Raw genomic sequence first — 21830 nt, forward strand, 5'->3', positions numbered from 1 at the left:
AAACAGGGATTTCTTTCTTAGTTTGAGTGTAAAAAACGATCATTGTATTTGTAAAAATCTGCGCAAATATAAATATTTTATTTAGAATAAATAAAAATAAAAAACAAACTTTAGAGGTCTTAACTTTTAAAAATCGTTTGTATTTGTATTTTAGTAGCCTGAAAACTAGAAGAAAGTATCTTAAATACTTTATGAATAATTAAAAAATATAGAGATGAAAAATTCAATTTTATCAATCATCATATTCGCTGTAATGCTGGTGTTGTCTAATGAAGTAGCAGCACAAAAATTTCCTGGGCTAGATAAAAGTCCTATGGATGCTGCTACATACCCAAGTAGTTATAGGGTTATAGATAAAAAAGTAAAAGTTATTTATAGCCGACCTCAATTAAAAAAACGATCGTTAGCTAAACTTGCTCCAGCAGGAAAAATATGGAGAACAGGAGCTGATGAAGCTACCGAAATCACATTTTATAAAGATGTAGTTTTTGGAGGTAAAGAGGTAAAATCAGGAACTTACACGATGTTTACGATTCCTGGAGACAAAGAGTGGACGGTTATTTTAAATACCTCAACCAATGTTTGGGGAGCATTTTTTTATAACGAATCAGATGATGTTGTTAGAGTTAAAGGAACAGTGTCTAAAGCCAATAAATCTATTGAAGTTTTTTCAATTGTATTTGAAGGAGAAGATGATACTTTTAACATGTACTTAGGGTGGGGTGACACGATAGTTACGGTGCCTGTTAAAGGATAAAATTTAATAAATTATGTAAAAGGCTTTGTTGGTTATTTACCAATAAAGCCTTTTTGTTTTTATGGCTTTTCACTTCCAAACGATAATTGTAAATTTGCAGCTTCAAAATCACGTCATTGCGAGCTAAGTGAAGTAATCTCAAACAAAGATTACTTTGTTATTTCATTTCTCGTAATGACTGAAACCAAAATAAGATAATGCAATACAATCATCAAGAAATAGAAAAGAAGTGGCAAGAATTTTGGGCAACAAACCAAACATTTAAAGCTGAAAATAATTCTGATAAACCAAAATATTATGTGTTAGACATGTTTCCTTATCCATCAGGAGCAGGATTACACGTAGGGCACCCGTTAGGATATATCGCATCTGATATCTATGCGCGCTATAAGCGCCATAAAGGGTTTAATGTATTGCATCCACAAGGATATGACTCTTTCGGATTACCTGCTGAACAATATGCGATTCAAACAGGGCAGCATCCAGCTATTACGACAGAAACGAATATTAAAACTTACCGTCGTCAGTTAGATAATATCGGGTTTTCGTTCGATTGGTCTCGCGAAGTTCGTACTTCAGATCCTAAGTACTACAAATGGACGCAGTGGATTTTTATTCAACTATTCAACTCTTGGTATAACAAAGACACGGATAAAGCAGAAGATATTGCAACGTTAGTAGCTAAGTTTGAAGCAGAAGGAAATGCAAATGTAAATGCCGTTTCTGATGAAGATATTAAGGTGTTTTCTGCGGAAGAATGGAAGAGCTTTTCTGACAAAGAACAACAAGAAATATTATTACAATACCGTTTAACATTTTTATCTGATACCGAAGTAAACTGGTGTCCAGCACTAGGAACGGTATTAGCAAACGATGAAATTGTAAATGGAGTTTCAGAACGTGGAGGACACCCTGTAGTTCGTAAAAAAATGACCCAATGGTCTATGCGAATTTCTGCGTATGCACAACGTTTATTAGACGGATTACAAAATATTGATTGGCCACAGCCATTAAAAGATTCTCAAACTAACTGGATCGGTCGTTCGCAAGGAGCAATGGTTGCTTTTGATGTGGATGGTCATGATGCTAAAATAGACGTATTCACAACACGTCCTGATACTATTTTTGGAGTGTCTTTTATGACCTTAGCTCCAGAGCATGACTTGGTGGCGAAAATTACCACTGCAGAACAAAAAGAGGCTGTAGAAGCTTATGTAGAAGCTACAGCAAAACGTTCAGAGCGTGATCGTATGGCAGATGTAAAAACTATTTCAGGAGTGTTTACAGGTGCGTATGCGTTGCATCCTTTTACAGGAAAACAAGTACCGATTTGGATTGGTGATTATGTATTAGCAAGCTACGGTACAGGAGCAGTTATGGCAGTACCATGTGGTGACCAACGTGATTACGATTTTGCAAAACACTTCGGATTAGAGATTCCGAATATTTTTGCAGATGTTGATATTTCTGAAAAAGCGAACGATGCTAAAGATGGAATTAAATTAGCAAACTCTGATTTCTTAGATGGTTTAAATTATAAGAAAGGAATGAAAACCGTAATCTATGAATTGGAAAAACGAGGATTTGGTTACGGAAAGATAAACTATCGTTTACGCGATGCTGTATTTAGTCGTCAACGTTATTGGGGAGAACCTTTCCCAGTATATTACAAAGACGGAATGCCGCAAATGATTGATGCAAAGCATTTGCCAATTGTATTGCCAGAAGTTGAAAAATACTTACCAACTGAAGATGGAAAACCACCACTAGGAAATGCTGAGGTTTGGGCATGGAATAGTATTGAGAACAAAGTAGTGAGTAATGAGTTGATAGACAACGAAACTGTTTTTCCACTAGAACTAAACACAATGCCGGGGTGGGCAGGAAGTTCTTGGTATTTTAACCGTTATATGGACTCAAACAACGAAGGAGAGTTTGTGAGTAAAGAAGCGGTTGACTATTGGAAGCAAATAGATTTATATATTGGAGGTTCTGAACATGCTACAGGACACTTATTATATGCGCGTTTTTGGCAAAAATTCTTATTTGATAGAGGGTTGTTACCTGTGGATGAATTTGCTAAAAAACTCATCAACCAAGGAATGATCTTAGGAACTTCTGCTTTTGTGGAAAGGGTTGATAGTATAATTTTTTACGAAAAATTGGATGGTAGTGAAGAAGGTTCAGTAGGATTAGGAGAAATGGTAAGAGAAATTAAGTTAAATAAACCAGTTTTAATTTCTCATAAAATACGTGATCTAAAGGAATACTTAAAAGAAAGAGGTGTAAATGAAAATGAAAGTTTCGATTTAGATATTCTTAAATATAAGAATTCTAAATATAAAGATGCTATTTCTAAAGTTTTACCTTCTGAAGAAAGAGATGATTTTGTTTCTGAAAGGTACATTACTGGAGATAAAGGTACGTCAATACATGTTGATGTGTCTTTGGTAAATGCATCTGATGAATTAGATACTGAAGCTTTTAGAAATTGGAGACCAGAATTTAAAGATGCAGAATTTATCTATGAAGAAGACGGAACTTTTAAAGTTTCTCGCGAGGTTGAAAAAATGTCGAAATCGAAATACAATGTTGTAAATCCAGATTTAATTTGTGAAGAATACGGAGCAGACAGTTTACGTTTATTTGAAATGTTCTTAGGACCGTTAGAGCAAACAAAACCTTGGAAAACCTCAGGGATTTCAGGAGTATATTCTTTCCTAAAGAAATTATGGAAATTATTCACAGATGAAAACGGTATCAACGTTTCTGATGCAGAACCAACCAAAGACGAGTTAAAAACCTTACATAAAACAATTAAGAAAGTAGAAGAAGATATTGAGAATTTCTCGTTCAACACATCCGTTTCTACTTTTATGATTGCGGTAAACGAGTTGTCGGCTTTAAAATGTAACAAACGTGCTATTTTAGAACCATTGTTAGTATTAATTTCTCCGTATGCACCGCATATCGCAGAAGAATTATGGAGTCAGTTAGGACATAGCGAATCAATTTCAACCGTAGATTTTCCAAAATTTGAAGAAAAACACTTGGTTGAGAGCTCTAAAAACTATCCGGTTTCTTTCAATGGAAAAATGCGTTTTACTTTAGAGTTACCACTAGATTTAAGCAAAGACGAGATAGAAAAAGTAGTGATGGCACACGAAAAAACACAACAACAATTACAAGGACGTGAGCCAAAGAAAGTAATTATTGTTCCGGGTAAAATCATCAATATTGTAGGATAATTAGTATAAAAAATGAGAAGAATTTTTAAAATTAGCTATGTAGTTTTAGTGTGTTCAATGCTATTTATAAGCGCTTGTTCTGATAATGATTCAGATATTTCAGGAATAGCAAACACAAAACTATCAGGAAAAGTATTTGGTACGAGTTTTACAGCTCAAGGAGGTAAAGCATTTATGTCTGGTGATGAAGTTTCAATAAATATTACCAACGTTGAAGCGAATTGTAATTCAGATATTTTTAATTTTGAATTGGCAATTTCTGCTTATGTGAAACCTGAACTAGGAATTTATAAGGATGTAAACGTTATTTTTAATAAAAAAGGCACGACACCTATAAATTATTTTCAAGGAACTGTTGAGGTTGTTAGAATTACAAGCAACGAGATTACAGTAAAATTAAAAGCAGATTCGAGCGCAGATAATTTTGTAGAAGGTTTTGTTACAATACCTTATTGTAAATAATTGCAAAAACATCCATTAAAAAAAACCACTGTTATTTTAGCAGTGGTTTTTTGCTTTGTTTTAGAAAAATTTGAAAAAGAAATAATTGATAAACTTTTAGTAATTTACACTCAATTAATTTAAGGGATTTGGTAAGTAAACTATTGTGTAAAAAAAAATCATCGAACGTATGTTATTTTTCGTCGGTTGATGATATTCCTGAAGAAGTTTGGCAAGAACTTCAATGTTCTGATAATTTATATTTCCACCCTAATTATTTAGCTGCGCTAGAAAAAGGAAATCCACAAATTCAATTCGCTTATATTTTATTGTTTGATGAAGCAAAAAATGCAATTGCTTTAGCAACGGTTCAAGTAATAGATTTTTACCTAGAAAGTGTTCAGAATAATTTACAATCAATTGTAGAATGGGTAAAATGTATGGGAAGGAAACTCCATATTCTACCATCCGAAAGACCTTTTAAAGTACTTACTTGTGGTAATACTTTTGTAAGTGGCGAACACGGAGTTTTCATCAAACACAATCAAGACAAAAAGCAAGTTTTAAAAGAAATAGCACAAGCTATTATCGATTTTGAAAAGGAAGTTTCAAAGAACACAATAGATGCTTTTATGCTAAAAGATTTTGTAAACGAATCGCTTTTTATTACCGATACACTGTATAAAGAAGGGTACAATTCTTTTAACGTAGATCCGAATATGCTATTGGTTTTAGAAGACAATTGGCATACGTTTGATGATTATTTAGCAGCTTTTAAAACCAAATTTAGAGTAAAAGCAAGAAGAGCGTTAAAACAAAGTGCTGATTTGCGAGTGGTAGATGTTCAAACGGAAAATTTAGAACAGCTATTACCAGAAATGACGTTGTTGTACAAAACAGTATCTAACAAAGCGAGTTTTAATTTGGGAGATTTTAATTTAGAAACCTATAAGCTCTTAAAAGAAAATTTAGGAGATAATTACATTGTAAAAGCCTATTGGTTAGAAGATAAATTGGTTGGATTTTTATCAGGAATTATTAGTCAAAACTCGTTAGATGCGCATTTTGTAGGTATCGATTATCAGTATAATAAAACCTATGCTATTTATCAGCGAATGTTGTACGATTATATTTCTTTATCAATAAAACATCAACTAAAAACCATTAATTTTGGTAGAACTGCTAGTGAAATTAAAAGTTCTGTAGGAGCGGTTCCGCAAGATTTAACCATTTATTTACGACATAAAAACAGTATTCCGAATAGGATTTTAAGCTTGTTTTTGAAAAAGATTCAACCAACAGAATTCAATCAAAAAAAGCCTTTTAAACATATAGAAAAAGTAGTGTAACTACGATTAGAATTAGTCAATGAAAAACACAGAAGAATTATTAAATATACTTACTCTCGACGATTTAGGAAATGGTAACTATAACGGAGTAAGTAGAGATATAGGGAGTCCGAATGTATTTGGAGGTCAGGTATTAGCACAATCGTTAAACGCTGCTTACAGAACGGTACCTAAAGAGCGAATGTTACACTCGTTACATTCTTATTTTTTAGAAGCAGGAAATTTAGAACTACCCATCACATATAACGTTCAAATAATTAGAGATGGAGGTAGTTTTTCTACACGAAGAGTTACTGCACACCAACAAGATAAAACGATATTTATTTTAGCGTGTTCGTTTCACAGAAAAGAAGAAGGGTATGAACATCAAATGCCAATAAAAACAGCTATAAAACAACCAGAGGAGTTGTTGAGTTGGACGGATATGTTAGATCAATTTGGTGCGTTTTTACCTCAAAAAATGAAAGATTTTTTAAGTATTGAACGTCCTATTGATTTTAAACCTGTTCAAATTGTAAATCCGTTAGATAAAAAAGATTTACCACCGGTTGTTGATGTTTGGTTTAAGTTAAAAGGAGATTCATCTAATTTAGAATTAGCAATAAAACAACAGATTTTAACCTATATTTCAGATTATAATATTTTAACAGCGTGTTTAAATCCTAATGCGAGTGTTGCTAATTTTGGGAATACTCAAATGGCGAGTTTAGACCATTCGATGTGGTTTTACCGTGATTTTGATTTTAGTGATTGGATGTTGTTTTCGGTAGAAAGCCCAAATTCATTCGGGGCTCGTGGTTTTGCTTGTGGTAATATTTATACCAGAGAAGGAAAGCTGGTGGCTTCTGTTGCACAAGAAGGATTAATGCGTCCGATGAAAAAACGTTAAATTGAAAATAAAAGAATAAAAAAACCGAGCAATTTGCTCGGTTTTTTAGTTTGTAAACTGCCTAAATTAATTAGATAGCTTTTGTACTTATATGAAACTCTTCGTAAGTTTCTAGTAAACTCATTAAAGCAGATACTAAGTCTTGAGTTTCTATTAAAATACTAAAGTATAAAGTAGTGTTTTTAGGACTTGTTTCGTCCGTTCTAATACGTTCTACTTGTTTTTCTATAGAAGTAGCTACATCTTTTAATAACTCTTTCTTTTCGTTAATGATGTGCTCTAAATTATCAAAGCTTCTATTTCCAAAAGTAGCACTAATGTCTTCTAATAATTTAGAAAGTGTGTTGTCAATCTTTTTCAAGTCTTTAATCTGACCTTTTTTAAGATTTTTATGATTGTTATTTACGTGCTTATAAGTAGCTCTAGAAATATAACTGATAGATTGTGCTACATCTTGTAAATATCCTAAAATTAGGATATAAAACCTACTTGCTTGAACTGAGGTGTCATCTAACGATTTAATAAAGTAGAATACACCATCTTTTAAGCTGTCAATTTCGTCGTTAAGCTTGGTAACGTGTTTGTCCGTTTTACGTAGCTTAACTAAATCGTGCGTAGCTAAATCTTTTACAACGCTAGAGTAAAGTTTGTTAACTCTATCTGCAACACCTGCAATATGGTCTGAACTTTCTTCAATTACACCATTAATGGTAATTAATTCAGCTCTTTCAAAATGCATTTGTTTTTTCTCTTCTTTCGATTTTTTTCTATGTAATAATGTGTTTCTACCAATTAGTATAGCAACAATAGCCAATAGAACAGGTACCATTACCATATCCCAACTAATTAAGTATGCTACGATTGCTGCAGCAATAAAAGCAGTAATAGCTGTTAAGAACCAACCACCAATAACATTAATTACACCAGCAACTCTATATACCGCGCTTTCACGTCCCCAAGCTCTATCAGCTAAAGAGGTACCCATTGCTACCATAAAAGTTACATAAGTAGTAGAAAGCGGTAACTTCATAGAAGTTGCTATAGATATTAAAATACCAGCAACAATTAAGTTTACAGCTGCTCTTACTAAATCGAAAGCAGGCATTTCGTAAGTTTTATCTTTAGGTAACTCAATTACTGGTTTTTGAAACTTAGAATCAACAAAAGCCAACGTTTGTTTAGGAACTATATAGCTAATAGCAGCGTTAATTCCCATAGCTCCCCTTACAACAATTCTTGATAATGGGTTTGGTTGGAATTTTTCGTGCCCATCTCCTTGACGAGATAAATCAATACCTGTTTTAATTACGTTTTTAGCTTTGCTAGATGTCCATAAAGTAACAACCATAATAGCACCTGCTAATAATAATAACCATACGTTAGAAGGTACTTTTTTAGCTAAAATTCCCATAGAAAAAGCATCAGGTGCTATACCCGAAACCTCCCAAGCTTGGTAAGAGTTCCATGCAGCGATAGGTACACCAATAAAGTTTACTAAATCGTTACCTGAAAACGCCATTGCTAAAGAAAAAGTACCAACCCCAATAATTAATTTTAAAATGTTGATTTTAAACAAGCTAATTAATGCTTGTGAAATTAAACTCCAAGCAGCAAAACTTATGGCAATAATTGCTAAAGTATTTCCTTCAATTAAGTGTTTTACATCCTTATAAAAAGGAGTTCCTTTCATTCCTTTTATAATGATAAAATAGGTAATTGCAGTAATTGCAAATCCACCAAACAAAGCGTTAATGTAGTTAGCTCTTTTTTCAAAATTGAATGAATAAATTAAACGAGATATAAACTGAACAATAGCACCCACAGAAAAGGCTACCACTACTGAGAGTAGAATACCATTAATGATTTGAATTGCTTTTTTATGGTTAATATAGTTCCAAATGTCTGAAATAGATTGACTATCGTTGGCAGCAATTTTAATTAATGATATACAAACAGCAGCTCCTAATAATTCAAATACAATAGAAACCGTTGTAGAGGTAGGCATTCCTAATGAATTAAAGATGTCTAATAATAAAATATCAGTAATCATTACTGCCATGAATATAAACATGATGTCTTGAAACATAAACATGTTAGGGTTAAAAATACCCTTACGAGCAACTTCCATCATACCACTAGAAGTAATAGCACCCATAAACACCCCAACACTAGCAATTATCATAATGTTTCTTACTTTAATTGCTTTAGAACCGATTGCTGAATTTAAAAAGTTAACAGCATCGTTACTAACTCCCACTACTAAGTCAACAATAGCTAAAACGGCTAGAGCGACTAACATTAAAATATAAGGATCTCCCATTTTTTATCTTTAAATTTCGACTTGCAAATCTACGAACACTTGTTGGTGTTTATGTTAGGTTTACGTTATTTTTTTTAAAAGTGAATGTCAACTTGTAAGCGATACATTAATTCGTTTGTGCTAGAAGCTAAATCTAAATAGCTTATATCAGTTTGTACTTTTAATTTATGACCAGCTATATACTTTGATACTCCTAAAGTATATTGATTTTCGGTACTTCTACCAATTGCTTTATCCCAATCAACATTTGTATATCTACCAGATACTTCTAAGGTTTTTGATAATAGATAACCAGCTTGTAGGTTTAATGAGTTACCAACTTGAACGTATTTAGTGTTTCCTTCTGAATTAACATATGATGTTTTATCTGCAGATCTATCAGCATATTCTCCCATAAAAGAAAATCCTTTGTATTTGTACATAGCATCAATAAAAAGTGTAGAAATGTTAGATTTGAATACATTGCTATTCTCAATTTCACCATCATTATCAATTAGCATATAGCTACCTTGGTTAGATCTATTTTTAACAGCATTATTGTTGTAATCGTAAGTAACTCCAATTGATAATTTTGATTTTTCTTCAAATTTTAAATCACTACCAGAGTAATCTCCTTTACCAGTAAACTTCCCAAAAGGTAAAAACTCAAGACGACCCGTATATTGGTGACCTCCTAAATTTCCTGTAGTAATATTTCTTCCTTCTCCTTGCGAAAAAGATAAAGCTTCACGAACGATAAAATTATTAGATAAGTTAAAGTGATGTCTTATCTGGAATCCCATGTCACGGTCTATATTAAACCTACTGTTTAATAAAGAACGATCTACTTGTTGTAAGTTTCCTGAAGAAATAACGCGTTCTCTGTTTCCTGGTAATTTAGTTTGACCTACCCATAATTCAAAGTTTTCATAAAAATTCCATTTTACAACGGCGTCTAAAATATATCTTGGAGCGTCATTTGTAACAGAAGAAGCTTTACCGATATCTCTATTAGATAAACCTAACTCTAATTTATATTTTAATTTAGGAGAAAAAGCGAAACCATCAAATTTAAGTCTAGCTCTTCGTACTAACATTGAAGAAGTAGGGTTGTGTAATCCGTCTTTATTTGAATCCCATTCTGCTGTTGTTAAAAATTGCATTCTGGCACCTATTTTCATAGACCAAGTGCTGTCTTTTCCTATTAGATTAAATAATCCTTTGCCAAATTTAGGTGAGTTTGGTTGTTGCGCATACATGTTTGATAATACAAACATACTTACAATTGTAAGTGCAGTTTTACAGTTCATTAGTTGTGTTGTTTATTAATTTTTGTCGCGGCAAATAACCAATATTTATGTTAAGTTTATGTTAATCAAACATTAAATAAAAACTGCCTTGAAACAAGGCAGTATGGTAAGTCAAATAAATAGTCGACAAAAACTAATAAATTTATAATGACTGCGTCCTAAATAAAAAGGACACTCAAAAGTATTTTCTTCTTTTTATATTAATATTAAGCGTAATTTAATAAACTGTTATAGAAAAACCTGTAAGGTTAAGAGAAAGTAAATAGTTAAAATGCTATATATAATCGACTATTTTTTCAGGACCTTCTAAAATGCTTCTAACTATTTGCATGGTTCCGTCTTCATTAGTTATTACATGCCATTTTATTAGGGTTATTTCGTTGTTTTCAATTTCTAAACCAGTTATGCACCTCGGATGAACACAGCTGCCATCGTTAAAATGTGGTAACTCTTCGCAAGAAGGAAAACGTGGACGATGAGTATGTCCAGTAATAATCATTTGATTATTGTTTTCTTTTATCCATTTTTCTAATCGGTGTTCAACTTTAATAAGTTCTTTAAAGTTTTGAGCTGGACTTGTAGGGTCTTTAATTCCGATTAGTTGTAAAGGCCTCCACAAAACACGAACCAAAAATCTACTCAATCTCCAAAAAATATAGTTAAACCAATCTGCTTGATGCCCATGTAATAAAAAAATTGATTTACCATCATTTTGCGTTAGTCGAATAGCTTCTGAAAACGAAGCGTTAGGAAGTAATTCTTTTTCTTTTCCATCAATAGTGTCGTAAAATGAACTCAGGTTTTTAGTAATATTTTTAGGGTTTTTATAATCCATATCGTGATTCCCCCAAATAAAATACAGCTTATTTTTCTGATGGAATTTTTGAAGTAATAAGAATACGTCTTTATTCGCATTGAAAATATTTACAAACTTGTTTTCCCAAAGTTCATCACCGTCACCCAATTCTATATAGGTAAATTCTTTTTGTAAGTATTGGGATAATGCAAAATGAAAAATTTTACGATTGTGAGAAAAATCATCTGCAAAACTATTGTCACCTCTATGACAATCAGAAAATATAATATACTTAGATTCCTTATTCAAAGGAAGTTCTTTTGCTTTTTTAAATGCGTTATTTATTCTTTGCTTAGAAGAAAACATAGGTGCTTTTTTACAAGATAAATATGCATAAAAAAACCCAAGTTTTAAAACTTGGGTTTTTGATTTTATAAAGTTAAGAGATTATCTTACGCCAGGAGTAAAAATACCAGGAGCGTCTTGAGGTGAGTTAGTTGTACCAGCAGCACCTGTGTCATTTAATATTTCCCACTCAGAGAAAGTATAAGTTGGATTACCTTGTGTTATAGAAGATTTACGGTAAGCTCTTCCGTCTTCAAATTCATGGTTAGTGTTACTACCATCTTCACCAGGAACACCAAAAACATCAACTACATTACCAGAAGGATCAACTAGTTCAAAATTATCATCACCATTTGTATTAACTATACCACCTCCATCTAAATCTGCTGCGAATCCATAAGTAGCTTGGAAGTCTGATGCATAGGCAGCAATAACAAATGCTTGTCCTGCAGTAATTGTGCTTCCTGTTAAATCTAATGTGCTACTAGTAGTGTTACCGTTAGTGTATCTTCTAAGTACCCATCCAGATAAGTCAATACTTGCTGAAGTTGGATTGTAAATTTCGATGAATCTAGCTTTATAAAGATTATTAGGGTCAGCTAATTCGGAGAAGAAAAGAGTCTCAGAACCACTACCTCCAGTAGAAGTACAAGTATAAGCCTCTGTGAAGTTAACATCAGTTTCATCTCTAATATAAATTTGTGCTCCATTAGAGTTGCTCATAACACCTGTAATACTTCCTTTTTTATCACTTACTTGATTATCTTGGAATAAAGCGCTACTTCTTATTGAAACAACTTTTAATTCGTCTGTACAATCTGATGTTAAAGTGTTTGCGCCAAGATATTTCTTTGCAATATCTTTAAATTGAACACCTTCAATTTTAACTAATCTACTTTCGTAATCACCAGTTAAAGCTTGTGCTAAAGTAATTACTTCTGGCGTTGGTAAAGTACCAGCAGTTGTATTAATAATATCTGAAGTGGCTAAGTTTAACTGCAATAAACCGTTATACTTATTTAATATTAAGCCACCTACAGCGATTTCAATTTCATCACCTAAATTTAAATTATAAGTGTCACTAAAACGTAAAGCAATACCTGTGTTTCCTTCTTGAGCAAATGCATTTCTATTAGAAATATTACCTTTAGCAAGATCAGAAGTAATTACTACTTTTATTGTTGAACCTTGAAGAATTCTTGTGCTGCCTCCATTATATAAAGCTTTAATTTCTGCTAAAGTTGCAGGAGTTGGATTGTTAAAACACCCATATTCTTCTGTGAAATCAACACTTTTTGCATCGTTAATTTTTAACTGATAAGAGCTGTTGTATTTGTTTAACACTGCAGTAATACTTCCTTTTTTATCTGGAATTGGTAATGATTTAAAGTTAGCAAAACCACTAGTTCTTAAGATTATTTCATCAAAGGTGTCACAACTTACAAAGTATCTGTTTTGATCATAAGTGCTATCAGGATCTGCAAAAGTTAATCCTTTAGTTTTAGATTGTAAGTTGTTTATTTTAACCAGCGTATTAATGTTAGAATCTTGTAACTCATCTGCTTTTAGTACAGTAGGTATAATAGTTGCAATTTCAGAAGAACGATCGATATGTTTAGCATAATCATTTTCGCTAATTGAGTACATTCTGCTTCCGCCTCTTACACCAATTTGAAAAGATTGAGTTCTAGAATCTTTACCTATAGAAAGCCCATTAAGTTTAATGTATACTTTTCTACCTTGGCTAAATTCAGCTCCTAGGTTTGATTTATTTATTTTAACTTCAAAACCTATTGTTGGGTCTTCTGGCTTATCTTGAATGATAAGCGTTTTGTAAAAATTACTTTCTCTATCGTCTGATACTACATAACCAGATGTAGTGATATCCTCTTTAATATCTTCAATTCGATTGGTGTATAATGCCGCAACTTCGTTTAACGATTTTAAGTTTGCGTAATTTATATCATCTCCAGTCTTTGGAATAGTAAAATCATAATCCTCTACACAAGAAGAAAAAGATAATGCAATAAAAAATATTGCTACGTATTTAAATATGCTTATTGTTTTCATTTTAATCGTGTTTTTAGAATCTATAATTTACATTAAAGAAATATGTTGTTCCTCTACCATACCAGTATTTACTTCCGAAGTTAGGATTTCCTGCAGCATGATCATCTCTTTCTAATTGATAATTACCTGTTCTACCTTGTTCGTAACCTCCTGTTTTGAATTCTTCGTTAAGTATGTTACTTACACTAGCAAAGAAACCAATATACTTATTTTTACCAACTTTCCAAGTTTTACCTCCAATAGCGTTTAATGTGAAGTATCCTCCAAACTCTTCTTGAGCCAATAATTTTTTAGAAACTGCTGGGTCAAAATCAGTAAAAGTAGTATTTGTATTAGGGTCTATGCTAAAGCTATTTGTTCTTTTGATAGGTGAAGGATCTATATAGGCATCATCTAAATAGTTACCAGTAACTCCTACAAACCAATATTCTGGGTCTCTATATTCAAAACCAAAAGAATATGCTTTTTGTGGTCCAGAAGCTACTTTATAACCTTTAAGATTTGCTTGACCGTAATCTCTAATCCCTCTCTCATCAAAACCTTGCGCCCCAGATGCGTCGCTAATTTCTGTTGCTAAAGCTACATTAGGGTTATTATCATAAGTATACTTACCAAAGTTAGCAGCAGCTTTTAATTTAAGTGTAGATAATACTTGTGCTTCAATACCTAATTCAGCTCCAATGTGTTTTTTATCGATACCTGTTACAACTTCTTGGATAAATAAGTTGTTACCTCCAAGAAAGTAAAATGCGATATCCGTAGCATCTTGAATTCCTGTGTAGTACCCTGTTAATCTACCTGTAAAGAAAGGAGTTCTTAAAATGTAACTAGCATCAAAAGACATAATTTTTTCGTTTTCTAAACTACTAACATCAGCAACAGTTAAGTTGTTTGATCTAGAATTTGCAAAAGAATTACGAATTGATGGGGCTTTACTAATATAACCTCCGTTAAAGTCTAATAAATGGCGACCAGAAATTTTATAAGTTAACCCTCCTTTAGCTCCAAAACCTAAGAAATCTAATTTTTTAGATTTTCCAAAAGAATTTGGTATTGCAGAATCTGTTGGGTCTCCTGGGAAAATCCCGTTTTTATATAATCCATCTCTTTGGTGAGTTGTGTTGTGTGCAGAACCCGCAACATAAAAATCTACTTTATTATATTTAAATTGCAATTGTGCAAAACCTCCATATACTTCAGATGCTAATTTAAAGTTGTACTTAAATCTATCCCCTTCTTTTACTACCCTGTTAGGGTTTAATAAGTCATTTTGATAATCATCAGTACCTTGAGTTCCGAATTTGTTGATGTCTAAATATCCAGTTGCACCAAATAAATCTTGAATATAAGCAAAATTCTCTGAGTCTAGTTTTCTATACTCTAAACTTCCTGTTAATGTAATGTTGTCTGTTAATTCAGTGTTTAAGATTGAATTAACTGTTAGTTGTGTGTCGTCATTACGATCTTCATATAAAGCAAAACGAGCATTATCACCACTATTTTCATTACCTGCATATAAATTTGTCCAATTTAGTTGACCATCATTTTGGAAGTTTGTTAATGATTTGTATGCTTCAGCATAATCAAAACTACTCGGACTATTAGGGTAATTAGGATTGTTAAGATAATAGAAAGGTAAGTTTTTGTAATAAGTAGGATTAGGATCGTTACCTCCATTAAAATCAATACGGCTATTACCAATTTCACCAAATTGATATGCTACCCCTGTATTTAAAGTGGTCTTGTCTCCAATGTTCCAATAATGATTTAACATTAAAATCGGCTCATTTACTCTCTTTATACGTGAGTTTCTGATTTTTCCATTTTGATATCCCCAATAAGGGTTGTACTTTATCCCTTTAATATCATAAACTTGATCAGTATTAGCTGCAGATTTACCTCTATTGTTTTGAGCTTGTATAGCAGTAAAGTTTAAACTATGATTTTTATTAATTTGCTTTTCTATAGAAAAAAATATTGAGTGTGCATTATATGAAGTTCCATCTGTAAAACCTTCATCTGCATGTCTTTTACTACCAGAAACCGCTATTGCCCAGCCATTTTCCATTAAACCAGAAGCGTACGTTGCCATTAATCTATGATTATAACTTCTATTTGAAGAAGCATAATTAATTCTTCCTCCTTCTCTGTATTCAGAAGCACGAGTGTTAATATTTGTAGATCCTAGAACTCCACCAAAAGTATAATAAGAAGGTGAAAATCCATTATTGAATTCTTGGTTACGAACAACATCATTTAAGCCTCCCCAGTTACTCCATTGAGGTCTTCCATTGTACAATTTGTTCATTTCAACACCATTAATCAAAACTTTACCGTTTTCAGAATCTAAACCACGAACTCTGTAAAAAGAACTACTCCATTCAAAAGCAGCTGTACGTAAATATACATCTTGTGTAGCTTGTAATAAACCAGAGATGTTATCAGCAGCACTTTCATCACTACTTAATTCATCATCAGTAATAGTAATAGTACTTAAGTCTTGATCTTCAGAAATATCTTCATACATATAGATGTTTCCTAAATCTATTTCTTTGCCAGATATTTCTACTGGAAAATTTTGAGTTTCATATCCATAGAAGGATACCGTTACAATTTGTCTTCCGTTTGGTAACTCATTTAATGTAAAAGCACCACTAGCATCTGTTACACTAGAAATGTTTGCTTCTTTTACACTTACAGAAACACCTTGCATAGGGTTTTCAGAATCGTTGTTTATTACGACTCCTTTCACAATGTTTTGCGCATTTATAGCTAGTGAGCTGAAAAAGAGTAATAACATTGCTATCGTAAAATTTCTCATAAATGTTTGTTTATAAAATATTTAATTAAGTTAATTCCAGTTGCTTAAAAGTACAGCAAAAGGGATGCAAAATTAATAAAATTATAATTATCTTAATGTTAAGTTAACATTATGAAACGCAATATTCTGTTAAATAAAAACTTTTGGCTTGAAAATTGTTTTATTTTTGCCGCGTAAAATTTATTAAATGAGAAATATAGCTACTTTTTTAGTATGTGCTTTTGTTGTGTTTTCTACATACTCACAACAAAATCAGAAAAAATTTAAAATAAGAACTGTTGGGTTTTACAACTTAGAAAACCTTTTTGATACAGAAAATGATTCTGAAAAAAATGATGAAGCAAGTCCAATCATGGAAATGAAAGGAGATAAAGAAGAAGTGTATTGGGATAAAATAGATAAACTAGGTGAAGTTATTTCACAACTAGGAGAGGAAAAAGCAAAAACAAGTCCAGCAATTTTAGGAGTAGCTGAAATTGAAAACAGAAAAGTTTTAGAAGACTTGGTAAAATCTGAAAGATTAAAGAGCAAGCGTTACGAAATTATTCATTTTGACTCTCCTGATAAAAGAGGAATTGACGTAGCATTATTATATCAACCACGTTATTTTAAGCCAATTCATTTTGAAGCGTTTAATCCTAATATTTACGATCAAAACTTCAAAGTTGATACGCGTGATATTTTATTGGTAACTGGGTATTTAGATGATGAGTTGGTTCATGTAATCGTTAACCACTGGCCTTCTCGTAGAGGTGGAGAAGCAAAGAGTAGACCTTTGAGAGAGAAAGCAGCTTATAAAGTAAAACAAATAATTGAGAAGATTAAAGAAAACGATCCAAATCCGAAAGTGTTAATTATGGGAGATTTTAACGATGATCCTATTAACTCTAGCTTTAAAACTGTTTTACAAACTAAAAGTAAGAAGAAGAATGTAAAAGAAGGAGATATTTATAATCCTTATGAAGATATGTTCCGTCGTGGATTTAATACATTAGGATACAGAGATAATATTAATTTATTTGACCAAATTATGTTTACTTCTCCTTTATTAGATAAAGGGGAAAAAGATTTTTCAACCTATAAAATGTTTAAATCAGGGATCTTTAACAAGCGCTTTTTGACTCAAAAAAGTGGGCGTTATAAAGGGTATCCTTTTAGGAGTTTTTCTTACGGGAAATATACGGGAGGTTATAGTGATCATTATCCAGTATATATGTACTTGATTAAAGAAGATAAATAATTAAAAAGGCTTGCAAATTTTGCAAGCCTTTTTAATTTTTACAGATATCATTTAAATAATTATTCATTCTTAGTTGAAATAAAGTGCCTTTTAAAAGATCGTCTATTTGCCACAGTTCAACTGATGATACAGCCATACTTACTTTATTAGAGGGAGTTTGAAGTAAAATGGATCTACAATCTTTACCCTTACTACAAGTAGCACAATTTTTTTGGAGTTTAGAGTCAGTTACTTTGTCTAAAAATAATTCTATTTCTTGCTCAGTTAAATGAAATCCTGTGTCTCTAAATATTAATTGAACTAAGTTTGAATCGTTTTCTTTCCAATGAAAAGAAATACCTATGTTGTTGTCGTATATTTTAGTAATTCCGTCCATAACTATATTTATTTCGATAACAAATATATAAGTTTATTTGGAATTATTCTAAATAAAAAAACAGAGGGTTTTACTACTTTAAATCTTTTAACATTAGTTGAATAGAAGTATAACCATTCCATGTGTTTTCGTCTAGCGTGAAAGCAATATCAAAATCATTTTGAATGGTAGATATTTTATTACCTAAACCAAATCCAATAGCATTGTATGTTTTTTGATCAGAGCCGTAAATGATATTCAGTTTTAAATGACTATTGTCTGCTCCTACTTGTTTACCATAACCATTATCTCTTACAGCAGTAGTTGTAAAAACAGGTTTCATATTTTGTGGACCAAAAGGAGCCATTTGTTGGATGATACGGAAAAATTTAGGAGTAATTTCTGATAAATCAATTTCAGCGTCAATGGTAATTTCCGGAGTTAGTAAGTTTTTATCAATAGTAGTTTTAACTACTTCTTCGAACTTCTTTTTAAAGTTTTCATATTGTTCGGGTAAGAGTGTTAAACCAGCAGCATATTTATGTCCTCCAAATTGTTCTATAAACTCAGAACATGCTTCTAAAGCATTATATACATCAAATCCTTTTACCGAACGAGCAGAGGCAGCTAATTTCTCACCACTTTTAGTAAAGACCAAAGTAGGTCTGTAGTAAGTTTCTGTTAAACGTGAGGCTACAATACCAATGACTCCTTTGTGCCAATTTTCATCAAAAACGACTGTGGTGTAATTTTCTTGTTCGTTGTTATTTTCAATTTGTAATAAAGCTTCTTGAGTGATAGCTTTATCCAGTTCTCTTCTATCTGAATTAAATTTTTCAATAGCAGAAGCAAATTCAACTGCTGAATCAAAATCCATTTCGGTTAACAGTTCAACAGCATAGTTCCCGTGTTTCATTCTCCCAGCAGCATTTATTCGCGGAGCGATAATAAAAACCACATCAGTAATAGTGAGTTCTTTTTTTTGTAACTGATGAATAATGGCTTTAATACCATTACGAGGTTGTGAATTAATAACTTGTAATCCATGATAAGCTAGAACTCTATTTTCACCAGTCATTGGAACAATATCAGCTGCAATTGCAGTGGCTACTAAATCTAAATACGGAATTAAATCTTCAATAGTTTGATTTCTTTTTGAAGCTAATGCTTGAATCAATTTAAAACCAACGCCACAGCCACACAATTCATCATATGGATAGTTACAATCTATTTGCTTAGGATTTAAAACGGCAACTGCTTTAGGAATTTCACTCCCAGGTTTGTGGTGGTCACAAATAATAAAGTCAATATTTTTTTCAGTAGCGTAGGCAACTTTATCAATAGCTTTAATACCGCAGTCTAAAGCTATGATGAGAGAAAATCCATTGTCTTCAGCAAAATCAATTCCTTGAAAAGAAACACCATATCCTTCCTCGTATCTATCTGGAATATAAGTTGCAATATTTGGATGAATTGTTTTTAAGTATGACGACATTAATGAAACCGCAGAGGTTCCGTCTACATCATAATCACCAAAAACTAAAATATTTTCGTTGTTTGCTATGGCATTTTCTATACGCTGAACTGCAAGTTCCATGTCCTTCATTAAAAAAGGATCGTGTAAGTCGTTTAATGACGGTCGAAAAAACTGTTTAGCATCTTCAAAAGTTTCAATACCACGTTGTACTAAGATTTTAGCCAAGGTTTTATCAATGGTTAATTCTTTAGCTAGTTGAGTTACTTTGTTAGTATTTGGCTCTGGTTTAAAACTCCAACGCATAGCAATTCAGTCTGAAAATAAATTAGTTGTTGTGTAAGTGAATAGCTGTGGTTACATCAGCAAATTTTCTAAACATTTCCATCACTCCGCAATACTTTTCTATGGATAAATTTACTGCTTTGTTAATTTTTTTCTCGTCTAAATCACTTCCATAAAAATGATACTCTACTAAAACTTTGTGGTAGTATTTTGGATGCTCTTCAGTTAATTCTCCAGTTACTACAATTTTAAAATCATCAACATCTAAGCGCATTTTATCAAAAAGAGAAACAACATCTAAACCAGAGCAACCAGCTAAAGAAGAAAGCATCATAGCTTTAGGGCGCAATCCTGAGTCATTTCCCCCGTACTCTGCAGAAGTGTCAATTAGTATTGAATGTCCGCTAGGATTATCACTTTCAAATTGCATATTCTCTTTCCAAACAGTTGTAACAGTATTCGTTGCCATATTTTGATATTTTTTTGTTTCTTGCGTAAGTATGTTGTTGTGTGTTTCGACTTAGTTGTTCGAAATAATAACACAAACTTACTGTAAAAAGTTAGTATTAAAAATTTAAAAATAGAACTATGCCTTTAGTAACTCCTTTAGATCCGAATCATGATGCAGAAACAAAACAGTTGTCTGATTTTTATAATGAAACCTTAGGTTTTTGTCCGAATTCGGTGTTAACCATGCAACGCAGACCAGAAATTTCCAAAGCATTTATCAATTTAAATAAGGCGGTAATGGCGAATCACGGTCGTGTAACTTCGGCTTTAAAAAGAATGATTGCTTGGGTGAGTAGTAATGCAACGGGTTGTCGTTATTGTCAAGCACATGCAATTCGTGCTGCAGAGCGTTACGGAGCAGAACAAGAGCAATTAGATAATATTTGGGAATATAAAACGCATCCTGCTTTTTCTGATGCTGAACGAGCTGCTTTAGATTTTTCACTAGCAGCTTCGATGGTGCCAAATATGGTAGATGAAAAGATTAAAGAAGAATTGTATAAATATTGGAATGAAGGAGAAATTGTTGAAATGTTAGGGGTAATTTCTCTTTTTGGATATTTAAATCGTTGGAATGACTCTATGGGGACAAGTATTGAAGACGGTGCAGTAGAATCTGGAGAACAGTATTTAGGAAAACACGGTTGGAAAAAAGGAAAACATATTTAAAATAATATGAAACATTTTTTCGATAAAATTATTACAATAAAACCATGGGTAATGTTTTTATCTATGATAGTATTGTCAGTTTTTCCTGATGGAATAATAAAGAGCTTATTATTTGTTATTGCTTTTTCATTATTCACGTTTTGGACTTTAGGTGTAGGGGAAAAGCTACATAGTAAATTAAAAGATAAATCTATACTTAATTTAAAGAGGTTTAAAATTCAAATTGCATTTGTAGTTATTTACTTTTTAGTTGCGGTATTCTTTGGAGGATATAAAATAACTAATGAAAACATTCATGAATATGGGGTTGTTGCTTATGTGATTATCCCTTTACATTTAGTAATAATGTTCTTTATGATTCATACTATTTATTTTCTGTCAAAATCTATAGTAGTTTTAAGGAATCAAAAAGAAGGTTATGGATGGTATATGTTGGGTTTTTGGTTTTTTCCTATTGGAATATGGATAATTCAACCAAGAGTAATTGAATTGTTAGAAGAGTAATAAAAATAAAAAAGGAGGTTTTTCAAAAAAAACTCCTTTTTTATTTTTACTGATTTACTTTTTTAGTAAATCTCTAATTTCAGCTAATAATTCTTCTTGAGAAGGCCCTTTTGGAGCTTCAGGAGCAGGTTCTTCTTTTTTCTTCATTGCGTTAACACCTTTTACAATCATAAACATTACAAAAGCAACAATTAGAAAATCGATTACGTTAGTCAAAAACTCTCCATACATTACAGCAACTTCGCCAGTTACAGCGCCTGCTTCATCAGCAACACCTTCTTTTATCACGTATTTTAAGTCTTTGAAGTCAGCGTTAAATAATAGTCCGATTAAAGGAGAAACAATTCCTCCTGTAAATGAAGCAACTACTTTGTTAAAAGCAGCACCCATAACAAAACCTACTGCAATGTCAACTAAATTACCTTTCATTGCAAAGTCCTTAAACTCTTTAAGCATTCCCATATATTT

General features: G+C 32.1%; 17 protein-coding genes. 8 read left to right on the forward strand and 9 right to left on the reverse strand.

Going from position 1 to position 21830, the window contains the following annotated elements; all coding sequences use genetic code 11:
* The first annotated feature begins 214 nt into the window (after positions 1-214).
* The 5 genes from ACKTST_RS00830 (at position 215) to ACKTST_RS00850 (ending at position 6684) form a co-directional block, all read left to right on the forward strand.
* Positions 215-757: a DUF2911 domain-containing protein gene (locus ACKTST_RS00830; RefSeq protein ID WP_408045901.1), complete on the forward strand. Its 543-nt coding sequence runs from the start codon at positions 215-217 to the stop codon at positions 755-757.
* 197 nt (positions 758-954) lie between these two features.
* Positions 955-4005, forward strand: a complete 3051-nt coding sequence (locus tag ACKTST_RS00835) for a leucine--tRNA ligase (RefSeq protein ID WP_408045902.1) — start codon at positions 955-957, stop codon at positions 4003-4005.
* A 12-nt stretch (positions 4006-4017) separates the two neighbouring features.
* Positions 4018-4467, forward strand: coding sequence for a hypothetical protein (locus ACKTST_RS00840; protein ID WP_408045903.1), 450 nt, complete (start codon positions 4018-4020; stop codon positions 4465-4467).
* A gap of 128 nt (positions 4468-4595) precedes the next feature.
* Positions 4596-5795: a GNAT family N-acetyltransferase gene (locus ACKTST_RS00845; protein WP_408045904.1), complete on the forward strand. Its 1200-nt coding sequence runs from the start codon at positions 4596-4598 to the stop codon at positions 5793-5795.
* 19 nt (positions 5796-5814) lie between these two features.
* Positions 5815-6684: an acyl-CoA thioesterase gene (locus ACKTST_RS00850; protein ID WP_408045905.1), complete on the forward strand. Its 870-nt coding sequence runs from the start codon at positions 5815-5817 to the stop codon at positions 6682-6684.
* 70 nt (positions 6685-6754) lie between these two features.
* Here the strand turns inward: ACKTST_RS00850 and ACKTST_RS00855 are convergent, their stop codons facing one another.
* The 5 genes from ACKTST_RS00855 to ACKTST_RS00875 all read right to left on the reverse strand — a co-directional run bounded on the left by ACKTST_RS00855 (position 6755) and on the right by ACKTST_RS00875 (position 16325).
* Positions 6755-9004 (reverse strand): inorganic phosphate transporter, encoded by a 2250-nt coding sequence (locus ACKTST_RS00855; RefSeq protein WP_408045906.1) that lies wholly within the window; start codon positions 9002-9004, stop codon positions 6755-6757.
* A 74-nt stretch (positions 9005-9078) separates the two neighbouring features.
* The gene (locus tag ACKTST_RS00860; RefSeq protein ID WP_408045907.1) at positions 9079-10293 is read right to left on the reverse strand and encodes a porin; all 1215 of its coding nucleotides are present in this window, start codon (positions 10291-10293) and stop codon (positions 9079-9081) included.
* 274 nt (positions 10294-10567) lie between these two features.
* Positions 10568-11455, reverse strand: a complete 888-nt coding sequence (locus tag ACKTST_RS00865; RefSeq protein WP_408045908.1) for a metallophosphoesterase — start codon at positions 11453-11455, stop codon at positions 10568-10570.
* 81 nt (positions 11456-11536) lie between these two features.
* Positions 11537-13504: a DUF5689 domain-containing protein gene (locus ACKTST_RS00870; RefSeq protein WP_408045909.1), complete on the reverse strand. Its 1968-nt coding sequence runs from the start codon at positions 13502-13504 to the stop codon at positions 11537-11539.
* A gap of 13 nt (positions 13505-13517) precedes the next feature.
* A complete protein-coding gene (locus ACKTST_RS00875) occupies positions 13518-16325 on the reverse strand; it encodes a carboxypeptidase-like regulatory domain-containing protein (protein ID WP_408045910.1) in 2808 nt (935 codons plus the stop codon).
* Positions 16326-16512: 187 nt separating this feature from the next.
* Between ACKTST_RS00875 and ACKTST_RS00880 the strand changes: the two genes are divergently transcribed.
* A complete protein-coding gene (locus ACKTST_RS00880; RefSeq protein WP_408045911.1) occupies positions 16513-17565 on the forward strand; it encodes an endonuclease/exonuclease/phosphatase family protein in 1053 nt (350 codons plus the stop codon).
* Between the two features lie 31 nt (positions 17566-17596).
* On the opposite strand, the gene ACKTST_RS00885 is transcribed toward ACKTST_RS00880, so the two are convergent.
* From ACKTST_RS00885 to ACKTST_RS00895, 3 genes are all read right to left on the reverse strand, one after another.
* Positions 17597-17941, reverse strand: a complete 345-nt coding sequence (locus ACKTST_RS00885) for a hypothetical protein (protein ID WP_274639051.1) — start codon at positions 17939-17941, stop codon at positions 17597-17599.
* A 73-nt stretch (positions 17942-18014) separates the two neighbouring features.
* Positions 18015-19700, reverse strand: a complete 1686-nt coding sequence (gene recJ, locus ACKTST_RS00890) for a single-stranded-DNA-specific exonuclease RecJ (RefSeq protein WP_408045912.1) — start codon at positions 19698-19700, stop codon at positions 18015-18017.
* 22 nt (positions 19701-19722) lie between these two features.
* Positions 19723-20148 (reverse strand): OsmC family protein, encoded by a 426-nt coding sequence (locus tag ACKTST_RS00895; RefSeq protein ID WP_408045913.1) that lies wholly within the window; start codon positions 20146-20148, stop codon positions 19723-19725.
* A gap of 119 nt (positions 20149-20267) precedes the next feature.
* Between ACKTST_RS00895 and ACKTST_RS00900 the strand changes: the two genes are divergently transcribed.
* Positions 20268-20858, forward strand: a complete 591-nt coding sequence (locus ACKTST_RS00900; protein WP_408045914.1) for a carboxymuconolactone decarboxylase family protein — start codon at positions 20268-20270, stop codon at positions 20856-20858.
* Between the two features lie 6 nt (positions 20859-20864).
* Positions 20865-21362: a hypothetical protein gene (locus ACKTST_RS00905; RefSeq protein ID WP_408045915.1), complete on the forward strand. Its 498-nt coding sequence runs from the start codon at positions 20865-20867 to the stop codon at positions 21360-21362.
* 54 nt (positions 21363-21416) lie between these two features.
* Here the strand turns inward: ACKTST_RS00905 and mscL are convergent, their stop codons facing one another.
* Positions 21417-21818, reverse strand: coding sequence for a large-conductance mechanosensitive channel protein MscL (mscL, locus tag ACKTST_RS00910; RefSeq protein ID WP_408045921.1), 402 nt, complete (start codon positions 21816-21818; stop codon positions 21417-21419).
* Between the last annotated feature and the right edge of the window lie 12 nt (positions 21819-21830).

Source organism: Tenacibaculum crassostreae (assembly GCF_964512405.1).
In the GTDB taxonomy this organism is placed as follows: domain Bacteria; phylum Bacteroidota; class Bacteroidia; order Flavobacteriales; family Flavobacteriaceae; genus Polaribacter; species Polaribacter crassostreae.